The sequence below is a fragment of the Saccharothrix australiensis genome, assembly GCF_003634935.1.
Taxonomy (GTDB): domain Bacteria; phylum Actinomycetota; class Actinomycetes; order Mycobacteriales; family Pseudonocardiaceae; genus Actinosynnema; species Actinosynnema australiense.
This window is the reverse complement of record NZ_RBXO01000001.1, coordinates 5,811,678-5,824,431: the sequence shown is the minus strand read 5'-3', so window position 1 is coordinate 5,824,431 and position 12,754 is coordinate 5,811,678. Positions and strand designations below refer to the sequence as shown.

At 72.7% G+C, this 12,754-nt stretch carries 12 protein-coding genes; 4 read left to right on the top strand and 8 right to left on the bottom strand.

Annotated elements, in window-relative coordinates:
* Position 1: 1 nt before the first annotated feature.
* Positions 2 to 1,171, top strand: a complete 1,170-nt coding sequence (locus C8E97_RS24625; RefSeq protein WP_121007853.1) for a macrolide family glycosyltransferase — start codon at positions 2 to 4, stop codon at positions 1,169 to 1,171.
* 95 nt (positions 1,172 to 1,266) lie between these two features.
* On the opposite strand, the gene C8E97_RS24620 is transcribed toward C8E97_RS24625, so the two are convergent.
* Complete coding sequence (locus C8E97_RS24620) at positions 1,267 to 1,494, bottom strand: hypothetical protein (protein ID WP_121007852.1); 228 nt, start codon at positions 1,492 to 1,494, stop codon at positions 1,267 to 1,269.
* 116 nt (positions 1,495 to 1,610) lie between these two features.
* A complete protein-coding gene (locus C8E97_RS24615) occupies positions 1,611 to 1,994 on the bottom strand; it encodes an ATP-binding protein (RefSeq protein WP_121007851.1) in 384 nt (127 codons plus the stop codon).
* A 150-nt stretch (positions 1,995 to 2,144) separates the two neighbouring features.
* Here C8E97_RS24615 and C8E97_RS24610 point away from each other — a divergent pair, with 150 nt between their 5' ends.
* Positions 2,145 to 2,456 carry an STAS domain-containing protein gene (locus tag C8E97_RS24610; RefSeq protein WP_246019130.1) on the top strand — a complete coding sequence of 104 codons (312 nt, stop codon included), beginning with the start codon at positions 2,145 to 2,147 and terminating at the stop codon, positions 2,454 to 2,456.
* Between the two features lie 3 nt (positions 2,457 to 2,459).
* On the opposite strand, the gene C8E97_RS24605 is transcribed toward C8E97_RS24610, so the two are convergent.
* On the bottom strand, positions 2,460 to 3,851 hold the full coding sequence (locus C8E97_RS24605) for a PP2C family protein-serine/threonine phosphatase (RefSeq protein WP_121007849.1): 1,392 nt from the start codon (positions 3,849 to 3,851) through the stop codon (positions 2,460 to 2,462).
* A 96-nt stretch (positions 3,852 to 3,947) separates the two neighbouring features.
* Between C8E97_RS24605 and C8E97_RS24600 the strand changes: the two genes are divergently transcribed.
* Complete coding sequence (locus C8E97_RS24600; RefSeq protein WP_121007848.1) at positions 3,948 to 8,384, top strand: hybrid sensor histidine kinase/response regulator; 4,437 nt, start codon at positions 3,948 to 3,950, stop codon at positions 8,382 to 8,384.
* A gap of 63 nt (positions 8,385 to 8,447) precedes the next feature.
* Here the strand turns inward: C8E97_RS24600 and C8E97_RS24595 are convergent, their stop codons facing one another.
* The 4 genes from C8E97_RS24595 to C8E97_RS24580 all read right to left on the bottom strand — a co-directional run bounded on the left by C8E97_RS24595 (position 8,448) and on the right by C8E97_RS24580 (position 10,927).
* Positions 8,448 to 8,789 carry an STAS domain-containing protein gene (locus C8E97_RS24595; RefSeq protein WP_170211982.1) on the bottom strand — a complete coding sequence of 114 codons (342 nt, stop codon included), beginning with the start codon at positions 8,787 to 8,789 and terminating at the stop codon, positions 8,448 to 8,450.
* Positions 8,790 to 8,862: 73 nt separating this feature from the next.
* Positions 8,863 to 9,240: a response regulator gene (locus C8E97_RS24590; protein WP_121007846.1), complete on the bottom strand. Its 378-nt coding sequence runs from the start codon at positions 9,238 to 9,240 to the stop codon at positions 8,863 to 8,865.
* On the bottom strand, positions 9,237 to 10,307 hold the full coding sequence (locus C8E97_RS24585) for a PAS domain-containing sensor histidine kinase (protein WP_121012272.1): 1,071 nt from the start codon (positions 10,305 to 10,307) through the stop codon (positions 9,237 to 9,239). Before C8E97_RS24585 ends, C8E97_RS24590 begins: the two co-directional genes overlap by 4 nt.
* A 242-nt stretch (positions 10,308 to 10,549) precedes the next feature.
* Positions 10,550 to 10,927, bottom strand: a complete 378-nt coding sequence (locus tag C8E97_RS24580) for an ATP-binding protein (RefSeq protein ID WP_246019129.1) — start codon at positions 10,925 to 10,927, stop codon at positions 10,550 to 10,552.
* Between the two features lie 122 nt (positions 10,928 to 11,049).
* Between C8E97_RS24580 and C8E97_RS24575 the strand changes: the two genes are divergently transcribed.
* Positions 11,050 to 11,556, top strand: coding sequence for a pyridoxamine 5'-phosphate oxidase family protein (locus C8E97_RS24575; protein WP_121007845.1), 507 nt, complete (start codon positions 11,050 to 11,052; stop codon positions 11,554 to 11,556).
* 373 nt (positions 11,557 to 11,929) lie between these two features.
* On the opposite strand, the gene C8E97_RS24570 is transcribed toward C8E97_RS24575, so the two are convergent.
* The gene (locus C8E97_RS24570) at positions 11,930 to 12,580 is read right to left on the bottom strand and encodes a response regulator transcription factor (RefSeq protein ID WP_246019127.1); all 651 of its coding nucleotides are present in this window, start codon (positions 12,578 to 12,580) and stop codon (positions 11,930 to 11,932) included.
* Between the last annotated feature and the right edge of the window lie 174 nt (positions 12,581 to 12,754).

Genomic DNA, 12,754 nt, shown 5'->3' with positions numbered 1-12,754 from the left:
CATGGCCCACATCGCGTTCGTCAGCGCGCCCGCGCCCGGTCACGTCAACCCGACGCTCCCCCTGGTGGAGGAGCTGGTCCGGCGGGGCCACCGGGTGTCCTACGCCACCGGTCCGGCCACGGTGGACGGCCCGGTGGCGGCGGGCGCGGCCCCGGTCGTGCTGCCCTCCGAGCTGCCGCCCGACCTGGACTCCCGCGCGGACTACACCGCCGACCAGCTCGCGGTGACGCTGGAGCACTTCCTCGCCGACGCGCGGACCGCGTTCCCCGTGCTGTCCGGCCACTTCACGGCCGACCGGCCGGACGTGGTGTGCTACGACTCGGTCACCTTCACCGGCCGGATGCTCGCGAACCTGCTCGACGCGCCCGAGGTGGCGCTGGTGCCCACGTTCGCCGAGAACGAGTCCTTCTCGGCGACGCGGGTGTACCTGCCGCCGTCCTTCGACCACGCCCACCCGCGCCTGGTGGCCGCCGTCGCGGCGATGGGCGAGTTCGCCTCCGGGCACGAGTTCCTCGCCGACCCGAACCTGATGTTCGGCTACGTCGCGCCCACCAACGTGGTCTTCATCCCGCGCGAGTTCCAGCCGTCGGGCGAGGGCTTCGACGGCCGCTTCCACTTCGTCGGGCCGTCGCTGGGCGGCCGGCCGGAGCGGGAGGCGTGGACGCCGCGCACCGCCGACCCCGTGCTGCTGATCTCCCTGGGCACGGTGTTCAACCGGCGGCCCGACTTCTTCCGGACGTGCGTCGAGGCGTTCGGCGGCACGCCCTGGCAGGTGGTGATGTCGATCGGCGGGCTCGACCCGGCGGAACTGGGCGAGGTGCCGCCGAACGTCGAGGTGGCGGCGCGGGTGCCCCAGGTGGCCGTGCTGCGGCACGCGCGGGCGTTCGTCACCCACGCCGGGATGAACTCGGTGATGGAGGCGCTGTACCACGACGTGCCGCTCGTCGCCGTGCCGCGGATCCCCGAGCAGCGGGCCGTCGCGAAGCGGGCCGAGGAGCTGGGTGTCGGCGTGGTGCCCGCCGACCTGTCGGTCGAGGGCCTCCGGGCGGCGGTGGCGTCGGCCGAGCGGTGCCGGCGGGCGGCAGCGGAACTCGGCGCGGTGGTGCGCGGCGCGGGCGGCGCGGTCGCGGCGGCGGACGCGGTGGAGGCGCGGCTCACCGGCCGGCCGTAGTACGCGCACACCGGGCTCACCGGCCGGCCGTGAGCACGCGCACGCCGAGGGGAAGGGCCTTCCTCGCGCGGACGACCCTTCCCCCGGTTCGAGGACTACTTGAGGCGGGCCGCCAGGAGTTCCTTGCCCTGCTCCGCGCCCTTCCTGCTCTCGCCCTGCGCGCGGCGGAAGAAGTCGGCGAGCTCCGAGTCGCCGTCCCGCTCCGCGTCGGCGATGTAGGTCTCCAGGCGCAGCGCGTTGGCCAGGCACGCCTCGACGAACCAGATGATGTTGTAGTCCTTGTCCTTCGTGCCGGTCACCTGACCGCTTTCCGTGGTGGACACGTGCCCTCCTCAGTCGTGGTCTCTCCCACGCGGGGGAGTACCCACGAACCGGCACCGTACCCCTGCCGACCGCGCGCCCGGACCAGAGCCGCCCTCGCCTTCGCCGGACCGGGTCGTCAGGCGAGTTCCGCCCAGACCGTCTTCCCGTCGGCGGTGGGTGACGTGCCCCACTCGCGGCTCAGCGCGGCGACGATGATCAGGCCGCGACCGCGGGCCGAGTCGACCTGGACGGGTCGCGGCTCGGGCATGGTCGGCGACCGGTCGGACACCTCGATGCGGATGCCCTGCGCCGTCCGCGAGACCGCCAGCTCCAGCGGTCCCGTGGCGTGGTCCACCGCGTTCGACACCAGCTCCGTCACCACCAGGGCCGCGTCCTCGGCCACGTCGGGTGACACGCCCCACGTCGCCACCGCCTCGCCGACTATGCGTCGGGCCTGCGCGGACGCCCCGGCGGTTGCGGGCAGCGTGACGGCCACCGGCGTCGCTGGCTCGTTGCGCACAATCCGCTCCCGTTGATCGGCCGTTACCGCATCGTCGCACATCCCGTCGCTTCAACCACCCAGTGGTCGCGTCCGGGGTAGCCTTGCTGCACGATCTGTACCGGCACGGCACCCGCCGGGCGGAGAGGCGCGGACGCGATGGACTTGCAGGTGCGCAGTGAGGTCCGCGGCGGCTGGACGGTCGTCGCGGTGTCGGGCGAGCTGGACGCGGACACCGTACCGGTGCTGTCCGACCTGCTGGAGGAGACACCGAACCGACAGGTCGTGGTCGACCTGAGCGGTGTGCCCTTCATGGACACCACCGGCCTGTCGCTCATGCTCGACTGGCACCGGCGGCTCGACGGCGCGGGCGGCCAGTTCCGGATGGCGTCGCTCCAGACCTCGGTCTACAAGCTGTTCCGGCTCACCGAGCTGGTCGAGGTCATGCACATCCACGAGTCCGTGGAGGACGCGACGAGTTGACATTCAGTGCTCCGCCTGCACGACCAGCACGGTCAGGTCGTCGTGCTCGGACGGACCCAGCCAGGAGAAGACCACGCGGCGCACGTGCTCGGCCACGGCGCTCGCGGACAGGCCGGCGCACTCCGCGAGCGCGGTCTTGAGCCGGACGTCGCCGAACAGGTTCCGGCGGTCGCCGCGGGCGCGGGCCTCGGTGACGCCGTCGCTGTAGAGCAGCAGCGTCTCGCCCGGCCCCAGTGTCACGGTCGTCTGGTGGAAGCGCACCTCGGGCAGCACCCCGACGATGCCGCCGTGCACCGCCACCTCGTCCACGCGCCCGCCGGAGCGCAGCACCAGGGGAGCGGGGTGGCCGCCCGCGGAGAGCGACACGCGCAGCCCGCCCGCCTGCACGGGGACCAGGTTGCCGACGACGAGCGTGGTGAACAGCCTGCTGCCCGCGGCCCGCAGCGCCGTGTTGAGCAGGGTGAGCAGCTGCGCGGGCCGCTGCTCGACGACCAGCAGGGTGTGCAGGCTCTGCCGGACCCGCCCGGAGTGCACCGCGGCCTCCAGGCCGTTGCCCGCGACGTCGCCGAGCACGAAGGCGGCGCTGCCGTCCTCCCTGGGGTGCACGTCGTAGAAGTCGCCGCCGACCAGGGCGCGGGGGTGCGCCGGCTCGTACACCCGCGCCAGCCGGACGCCCGCGACGGTGGGCAGCGGGCTGGGCAGCAGGTTGGCCCGCAGCACCTCGACCGTGCGCTCCTGCTCGCTGAACCGGTTGCCCACCGCCAGCGCCGTCCCGGCCCGCTCGGCGAAGCGCGTGAGCAGGTCGACGTCGCGCGGACCGCCGAAGCACACCAGCGCGCCGCCGCCGGCCAGCGGCACCGCCGTGCCGGGGCCGGCCGCCCCGCCCCAGCCGCCATCACCGAGCTGGGTGATCTCGCGGTGCGCGGTCGCCCCGTCCAGGACGGCGAGCAGGCCCGGCGTCGCGCCGGCGGTCTGCCGCGGCGTGCGGGACGTCAGCACCACGCCGTCCGGGCCGCGCCGCCACCACTCGACCCGGCCGCGGCCACCGGGGACGATCAGCACGGCGTGCCGCGCCGGCGCGAGTTCGACCACCTTGCGCAACGCCTCGGTGCGGTCGGTGATCCCGGCCAGCTCGCGGGACGCCTCGTCGAGGAAGTCCACCACCGTCCGGTACCACGCGGTCCAGCCGCCGCCCAGGTCCTGCGAACGACCCTCCACGGCCGCCGGCCGACCCGGCCTGACCTCGGGGAACAGCACGGCGGCCAGCGGGTTGGCCAGGCGCACGACACCGTCGCCGTCGAGCACGACGACGGCCTCGTGGAAGCCGTCGACGAGGCGGCGCCACGCGTCGAGGTCGAGGCCCGCATCGGCGCCTTGCCGGTAGCCCTGGGCCATTGCGGCTCCTGTGTGTCGGGTCGTGACCAACCTAGCGGACACGCCGCGTCCAACAGTGGCAGGCTTGGCGCAGATCCGCTGACGTTGGAGGCCCACGTGACGACCGCGCAGGACGACACGGACGTGACCCTGGCCAGGCTGCTGACCGCGATGCGCGAGATGCGGGACGGCAACTTCCGCCGCCGCCTCGTCGTGCCGCGCGGCCCGCACGGCGAGCTGGCCGAGGTGTTCAACGAGATCGCGGAGCGCAACCAGTGGCTGGTCGCCGAGCTCGTGCGGGTCCGCCAGGCGGTCGGCCAGGAGGGCAGGCTGGGCGAGCGGCTCGCGCCCGGCGCGGGCCCGATGGGCTGGGACATGGCCGCCAAGGCGGTCAACGGCCTGATCGACGACCTGACCCGGCCCACGACCGAGCTGAGCCGCGTGCTCGCGGCGGTCGCGCAGGGCGACCTGTCGCAGGAGATCAAGGTCACCGGGCGCGGCGAGGTCGCGAAGCTGGTGGAGAGCTTCAACTCGATGACCGCCACGCTGCGCACGTTCGCGGGCGAGGTCACGCGGGTGGCGCGCGAGGTCGGCACGGACGGCAGGCTGGGCGGCAAGGCGACCGTGCCGGGTGTCGCGGGCACCTGGAAGGACCTCACCGACTCGGTCAACTTCATGTCCGACAACCTGACCGCCCAGGTGCGCGACATCGCGCAGGTGGCGACGGCGGTGGCGCAGGGCGACCTGTCCCAGAAGATCACCGTCACGGTGGCGGGCGAGATGCTGGAGCTGAAGGACACCGTCAACACGATGGTGGACCAGTTGTCGTCGTTCGCCGACGAGGTGACGCGGGTCGCGCGCGAGGTGGGCACCGACGGTCGGCTGGGTGGTCAGGCGCAGGTGCCGGGCGTCGGCGGCACGTGGCGCGACCTGACCGACAACGTCAACTTCATGGCGAACAACCTGACCTCGCAGGTCCGCAACATCGCGCAGGTGGCGACGGCGGTGGCGCAGGGCGACCTGTCGCAGAAGATCACCGTGGACGCGCGCGGCGAGATCCTGGAGCTGAAGGACACCATCAACACGATGGTCGACCAGCTGTCGTCGTTCGCCGACGAGGTGACCCGCGTGGCGCGCGAGGTGGGCACGGAAGGCCGCCTGGGCGGTCAGGCGCAGGTCTCGGGGGTCGCGGGCACGTGGCGGGACCTGACGGACTCGGTGAACTTCATGGCGGGCAACCTGACCTCGCAGGTGCGCAACATCGCGCAGGTCACGACCGCCGTCGCGCAGGGCGACCTGTCGCAGAAGATCGACGTCGACGCGCGCGGCGAGATCCTCCAGCTCAAGACGACGATCAACACGATGGTGGACCAGTTGTCGTCGTTCGCGGCCGAGGTGACGCGGGTGGCGCGCGAGGTCGGCAGCGACGGTCGGCTGGGTGGTCAGGCGCAGGTGCCGGGGGTCGCGGGCACGTGGCGGGACCTGACGGACTCGGTGAACTTCATGGCGGGCAACCTGACCTCGCAGGTGCGCAACATCGCGCAGGTGGCGACGGCGGTGGCGCGCGGCGACCTGTCCCAGAAGATCACGGTGAACGCGCGCGGCGAGATCCTGGAGCTGAAGGACACCGTCAACACGATGGTGGACCAGTTGTCGTCGTTCGCCGACGAGGTCACGCGGGTGGCGCGCGAGGTGGGCACCGACGGTCGGCTGGGTGGTCAGGCGCAGGTGCCGGGCGTCGGCGGCACGTGGCGCGACCTGACCGACTCGGTGAACTTCATGGCCAACAACCTGACCGCCCAGGTGCGCAACATCGCGCAGGTGACGACGGCGGTCGCGGGCGGCGACCTGTCCCAGAAGATCACCGTCGACGCGCGCGGCGAGATCCTGGAGCTGAAGTCGACCATCAACACGATGGTCGACCAGCTCTCCGGGTTCGCCGACGAGGTGACGCGGGTGGCGCGCGAGGTGGGCACGGACGGCCGACTGGGCGGTCAGGCGCGGGTGCCGGGCGTCGCGGGCACCTGGAAGGACCTCACCGACAACGTCAACGTCATGGCCGACAACCTGTCCACGCAGGTGCGCAGCATCGCGGCGGTGGCGACGGCGGTGGCGGGCGGCGACCTGTCCAAGAAGATCACCGTCGAGGCCAAGGGCGAGATCGCGGCCCTGGCCGACACCATCAACGGGATGGTGGACACGCTGCGGGCGTTCGCCGACGAGGTGACGCGGGTGTCCCGCGAGGTCGGCACCGAGGGCATCCTCGGCGGCCAGGCGCGGGTCCCGAACGTCGCGGGCACCTGGAAGGACCTCACCGAGAACGTCAACTTCATGGCGAACAACCTGACCAACCAGGTGCGCAACATCGCCCAGGTCACGACGGCCGTGGCGCGCGGCGACCTGTCGAAGAAGATCGACGTGGACGCGCGCGGCGAGATCCTGGAGCTGAAGACCACCATCAACACGATGGTCGACCAGCTGTCGTCGTTCGCCGACGAGGTCACCCGCGTGGCGCGCGAGGTCGGCACGGAGGGCAAGCTGGGCGGCCAGGCCGAGGTGGAGGGCGTCTCGGGCACCTGGAAGCGGCTCACCGAGAACGTCAACGAGCTGGCCGGGAACCTGACCCGGCAGGTGCGGGCGATCGCGGTCGTCGCCACCGCCGTCACCGCGGGCGACCTGACCAGGCAGATCACCGTCGACGCGTCCGGCGAGGTCGCCGAGCTGAAGGACAACGTCAACCGGATGATCGGCAACCTGCGCGAGTCGACGCGGGCCAACCAGGAGCAGGACTGGCTGAAGACCAACCTGGCCCGCCTGTCCGGCCTCATGCAGGGCCACCGCGACCTGCACGCGATGGCGTCACTGGTGATGAGCGAGCTGACGCCGCTGGTGTCGGCGCAGCACGGCGCGTTCTTCCTGGTCGACGGCGACTCCGACGCCCTGGAGCTGACCGCCACCTACGCCTACCAGCCGCGCGGCGGCCGGCCGACCCGGTTCGCGCGCGGCGAGTCGCTGATCGGCCAGGTGGCGGTGGAGAAGAAGACGGTGCTGGTCACCGACGTGCCGCCGGGGTACCTGGAGATCGGGTCCGGCATGGGCGCGGCGCCGCCGCTGAACCTGGTGATCCTGCCCGTGGTGTTCCAGGGCGAGACGCTGGGCGTGATCGAGCTGGGGTCGTTCGGCGAGTTCACCGAGGTGCACCTGGACCTGCTGGACCAGCTCAAGGAGAACATCGGCGTCAACGTCAACACGATGCTCGCCAACGCCCGCACGGACAGCCTGCTGGTCGAGTCGCAGCGGCTGACCGAGGAGCTGCGGGCCGGCTCGGTGGAGCTGGAGGCGCGGGCGCGGCAGCTGTCGTCGGCGTCGAAGTACAAGTCGGAGTTCATGGCGAACATGTCGCACGAGCTGCGCACGCCGCTGAACTCGCTGCTGATCCTGGCCAAGCTGCTGGCGGACAACCTCGACGGCAACCTCAACCCCAAGCAGGTCGAGTTCGCGAAGACCATCCACTCGTCGGGCACGGACCTGTTGCAGCTCATCGACGACATCCTGGACCTGACGAAGGTCGAGTCCGGGCACATGCAGGTGCAGACCGACCCGGTGCGGGTCGCGGACGTCGTCGGGTACGTGGAGGCGCTGACGCTGCCGCTGGCGGCCGAGAAGGGGCTGGAGTTCGACGTCAAGGTGGACCCGGACGTGCCGTCCACCCTGCACACCGACGAGCACCGGCTCCAGCAGATCCTGCGCAACCTCCTGTCCAACGCGGTGAAGTTCACCCACAGCGGTGAGATCCGCCTCCACATCCGGGTGAACGAGGGCACGGTCGCGTTCGACGTGCACGACACCGGCATCGGCATCCCGGCGGAGAAGCTGTCGGTGATCTTCGAGGCGTTCCAGCAGGCCGACGGCACCACGTCCCGCAAGTACGGCGGCACCGGGCTGGGCCTGTCCATCAGCCGCGAGCTGTCGGCCCTGCTCGACGGCCGCCTGGACGTGCGCAGCGAGCCGGGCGTGGGCTCGACGTTCACCCTGTACCTGCCGCTGAGCGACCAGGGCCTGATGCCGGTGGCCGCCGAACCCGAACTGCCCGAGCCGCTGTCGGTGCCCGCCGAACAACCCGGACCGCCGCAGCCGGCGCCCACCGACCTGCCGCCCGCGCCGATGCGCTTCCACGGCGAGAAGGTGCTGATCGTCGACGACGACCTGCGCAACGTGTTCGCGCTGACCAGCGTGCTGGAGCTGCACGGGCTGGAGGTCATCTACGCCGACAACGGGATCACCGGGGTGCGGGCGCTGGAGCAGTACGACGACGTGTCGCTCGTGCTGATGGACATCATGATGCCCGAGCTGGACGGCAACGCGACCATGTCGGCGATCCGGGCGATGGCGCGGTACGCGGACCTGCCGGTGATCGCGGTGACCGCGAAGGCGATGAAGGGCGACCGGGAGAAGAGCCTGGCCTCGGGGGCGACGGACTACGTGACCAAGCCGGTGGACACCGAGCACCTGCTGCGACTGATCGCGTTCTACCTGGGGTTGGAGCAGGATTGAGCTGTGTCGGATCGCCCTCCTTCGTCGGGCAATCCGACACAACCGCTCGACAGGGGAAGGCGATCAGACACAACCGGCGCGGGACCTGATGCGGCGTTGGACGCGGTCCAGGGCCGCGTCCACCGACGGGCACAGCGCCAGGTGCTCGGTCAGGCCCGTCACCTCCAGCGGGCGCAGCACGGGGCGGCGGGTGGCGACCACGGCCAGGTCCTCGACCATGGCGTGGGCGTCGACCAGGAGTTGGATGCCCGCCGAGCCGAAGAAGGTCACCTCGTCCAGGTCCAGGACCACCGCCGCCGGGTGCTGGAGGGCCGCGCGGGCGCGTGGCGCGGTGTCCATGTCGACCTCGCCCGCGACGGACACCACCAGCACGTCGTCCCGCCACGAGGATCGGACGGTGATCATCGGCTGGTCCATGCCGGCACTCCCGACGCCGTCGGCTGGCTGAGTGGCCGACGTTACGGTAGTCCGGGTAAGGTTACAACTTCCCCGTCGGCGCCCGTCCCAGTCGCCGGACCGCCTCGACGATCTCCCTGTTCGACACGCCCTTCACCAGGTACTCGGCCACGCCCGCGCGGCGCATCTCGGCGATCGTCGCGGGATCGGCGTACGCGGAGAACCCCATCACGCGCGTCCGCGGGTGGCGCTCGCGCAGCGCCCGCGCCACCTGGATGCCCCCGCCGGGCATCCGCACGTCCAGCACCACGACGTCGGGCGCGTGCTTCCCGGCCAGCTCGGCGGCCTCCCCGGCGGTCCGCGCGACCGCCACCACCTCCAGGTCCGGCTCGGCCGACAGCACCTCGTGCAGCGCTTCCCCGATCAGGTCGTCGTCGTCGCAGATGAGCACTCGGATCATGAGGCGTCCGGCGCCGTGGTGGGCAGCCAGCAGCGCACGACGGTACCGCCACCGGGCCGTTCGGCGACCGTCCACCAGCCGCCCGCGGTCTCGGCGCGCTCGCGCATCTCGATCATGCCGAAGTGCTCCAGGCCGGCCTGGTGGTCGGCGGTCATGGTCATGCCGACGCCGTCGTCCGAGATCTCGACCAGCGTCCCGTCGTCCACGGTGGCCAGCCGGACCTCGACGGTCGACGCGCGGGCGTGCTTGTGCACGTTGGCCACGGCTTCCTGGCAGATGCGGAAGATGGTGACGGCCGTGTCGCCGAGCGGTTCCCGGCGCAGCTCGTCCCGGACGGCGTGGTCCAGGCCCCACGCGGGCGCGACGTCGCCCAGGTACCGCTCCAGCGCGACCACCAGCCCGCTCCGGTCGATCTCCGGCGGGCGCAGCCGGAACACCAGCATCCGCAGCCGCTCGACGGCGGCGCGCACCGTCTCGTCGAGCCTGGCCACGGTCGCCGCGTGCTCCGCGGGCAGCTTCGTCGCCAGCAGCTGGAGCCGCATGCCCACGGCGACCATCGACTGGATGGAGTCGTCGTGCACGTCCCAGGCGATCCGCCGCCGCTCCAACTCCTGCGCCTCCACCAGGTGCGTGACCAGCCGCCGCCGGGCGAGCAGGGCCTGCTCGGTTTTGCGGCGCTCGGTCATGTCCCGCGTGACCTTGCCGAACCCGCGCAGGCTGCCGGTGTGGTCGAACAGCGCGGTGATCACGACGTTCGCCCAGAACCGGGTGCCGTCCTTGCGCAGCCGCCAGCCCTCGTCCTCCAGCCGGCCGTCGGCGATGGCGGTCTCCAGCTCGCGGTCCGGCTTGCGGGTGGCGATGTCCTCCGGCGGGTAGAACACGGAGAAGTGCCTGCCGAGGATCTCGTCGGCCGAGTAGCCCTTGATGCGCTCCGCGCCGATGTTCCAGCTGACGATGTGCCCGTCCGGGTCGAGCATGAAGATGGCGTAGTCGAGCACCCCCTCGACCAGCAGTTGGAACGCCGACTCGGGCATCCGGTCGGGTCGGCGGCGCGGTGGGTGCGACATGATGCCACTGTGCACCACGCGCCCGCCGGTCGCGGTCACACCCACCCGACCACCGGGCCCACCGCCGGCCGCGAACCCCGGCCGTGACCGGGGGCGGCGCGCCGCACGCCGACCGACCGCGCCTCGCGCGGGGGACGGGTGTCGCACGGGAGACCGGCCTTGCGCGGGGCATGGGTCGGCGCGGCACCACGCGGGCCGTGCGTCCCCGGCGATCGGCGCGCCCGCGCGTCGCGTCGCCGGCGTCAGGCGAGTTCGCACCACACGACCTTGCCGTGGCCGTGGGCGACGACGCCCCAGCAGCGCGCCAGGCGGTCGATCAGCGGCAGACCCCACCCGCCGTCCGTGCCCTGCGGGCGGAGGTGCGGGCGCACCGGGCTGTCGTCGGCCACCTCCACGCGCACGCGGCCCGCGCCGCCCGCCAGCCGGACGGTGGAGGTGCCGCCCGCGTGCCTGGCCGCGTTCGCGACCAGCTCGGAGACGGCCAGCACGACGTCGTCGTGCGCGCCCAGGTAGCCCCAGGCGGCCAGCGTCCTGCGGGTGAACTCGCGGGCCAGACCGGCGCTGCCCGCACCGCCCGGAGGGCTGTACTCAGCCACCAGGTTCACCGTCGGGACGTCCACGCCACGCACTGTGCGGTACCGGGCCGGTCATTGCGAGACGCAGTCACGTCAGCCGTTCTAGTGCAGGTGCACTAACCCGATGGGGATTTCGTGGCAGTCGGTGGTCTGGCACGCTGGGCGTCGTGCACGAGAGCCCGGACGACCTGGCGTGGTTGCAGCGCGTGCTCGACGACTCGTACGCGGCGTCCGGCGCGCACCTCCGCTCGATCATCACCCCGGAACGCCGCCTGGACGCCGCGGGCGTGGTCGCGGAGCTGGGCGCGATGCGCGTGATGGCGCTGGCCACGACGACCGCGCGGGGCGAGCCGCGCGTCGCGCCGGTCGACGGGCTGTTCCACCGGGGACGCCTGCACTTCGGATCGAGCGCGGACTCGCTGCGGTGGCGGCACGTCCTCGCCCGCCCGGCCGTGTCGGCCTCCGTCATCGAGGGCGAGCGGCTCCAGGTCACCGTGCACGGCACGGCCCGCCCGGTGCGCCCGGCGGAGGACGAGGCGCTGGTCTCGTTCCTGGTCGGCGTGTACGGGCGGGAGGCGTGGGACGGCTGGATGAGCGCGCTGTCATGGGCACGGATCGAGCCGGCGCGGATGATCGCCTTCCGCAACCACGCCGCCGCCGACCACTCGGGGTAAGGGCCGGCCGCCGAGCGCCGGGGGCGCGCACGAGTCCAGGGCCTGCGATCACTCGTGGCTCGGTGACGGGTGCACCTGTGAGCGAAGGTCACCCGCCCGACCGACGCATTCCGGCCCACCGACGTGTCGCCGGCGCAGGTGTGCCCACGCGTCGGCGGTGTTCTGCCCCCGCCCCTCGAACTCGCCACCGCGAGGCCGCGTCGGCGGTTCACGGCGCGGATTTCGCCGATCACGCTTTTCGATCGGCGAAATCCGCCCCGTGAGCCGCCGACTCCCAGGCGGCCGAGCCGCCCGACGGAGTCGGGCCATCCAACACAGTCGGGCCATCCAACACAGCCGGGCCAATCCAACACACTCGCACATCCAACACCCCTCAATCCACCAAACCCTCCCGGCGGGCGATCGAGACGGCCTCCAGCTTCGACCGCGCGCCCAGCTTGTCCAGCACGCGTTGGACGTGGTTGCGGACCGTGTTGCGGGCGACGCCGAGCCGTCGCCCGATCTCGTCCGTGCTCGCGCCGTCGGCCAGCAGGGTCAGCGTCTCGCGCTCGCGCGCGGTGAGCGCCGCGCCGGTCGCGGCCACCCGGCCGGTGAGGCGGTTGAGCACGCCGGCCAGCATCGACCCGTCGAACACCGCCTCGCCGCCCGCGACCCGCCGGACCGCGGCGGTCAGCTCGTCCAGCCGGGACGACTTGAGCACCAGCCCCGCGCCGCCCTCGTCCACCACGCGGGCGGCGATGGCCGGCGTCGCCTCCCCGGTCAGCACCAGCACCTGCGCGCCCCGTGCCCGGAGCGCGGCGATCGCGGCGATGCCGTCGCCGTCGGGCAGCCGCCGGTCGAGCACGACGACGTCCGGGAGGTGCCGCTCGGCCGAGGCCAGCGCGGCGGCCACGGAGCGGACCGTGGCGACCACCTCCACCCCGCCCGCCTGCTGGAGCGCCAGCCCGATCGCCTCCGCGACCATGTCGTGGTCCTCCACGAGGAGCACCCGGATCAGGTCGGGTCGGCTGGGCGGTTCGGGCATGTGCGTCGACCTCATGACGGGTGGGAACCCCGAGCAGGGACTCCCACCCTAGTCCTGGAGCGGCCGGGTGGTCGGTCGAGGGCCCGGCCGGCGCGGCCGGGCGTCGACGGGGGTCCGGGCGGCGCACCGCACACCTCACCCACGCGGGTGAGGGGGTACCGCCGGCCGCCGCCG

What these genes read in the sequence shown, in the direction of transcription:
- C8E97_RS24625 (WP_121007853.1), top strand. Translation starts at nt 2, where the DNA reads ATGGCCCACATCGCGTTCGTCAGCGCGCCCGCGCCCGGTCACGTCAAC.
- C8E97_RS24605 (WP_121007849.1), bottom strand. Translation starts at nt 3,851, where the DNA reads ATGGCCCAGGGCTACCGGCAAGGCGCCGATGCGGGCCTCGACCTCGAC.
- C8E97_RS24595 (WP_170211982.1), bottom strand. Translation starts at nt 8,789, where the DNA reads ATGATCACCGTCCGATCCTCGTGGCGGGACGACGTGCTGGTGGTGTCC.
- C8E97_RS24590 (WP_121007846.1), bottom strand. Translation starts at nt 9,240, where the DNA reads ATGATCCGAGTGCTCATCTGCGACGACGACGACCTGATCGGGGAAGCG.
- C8E97_RS24585 (WP_121012272.1), bottom strand. Translation starts at nt 10,307, where the DNA reads ATGTCGCACCCACCGCGCCGCCGACCCGACCGGATGCCCGAGTCGGCG.
- C8E97_RS24570 (WP_246019127.1), bottom strand. Translation starts at nt 12,580, where the DNA reads ATGCCCGAACCGCCCAGCCGACCCGACCTGATCCGGGTGCTCCTCGTG.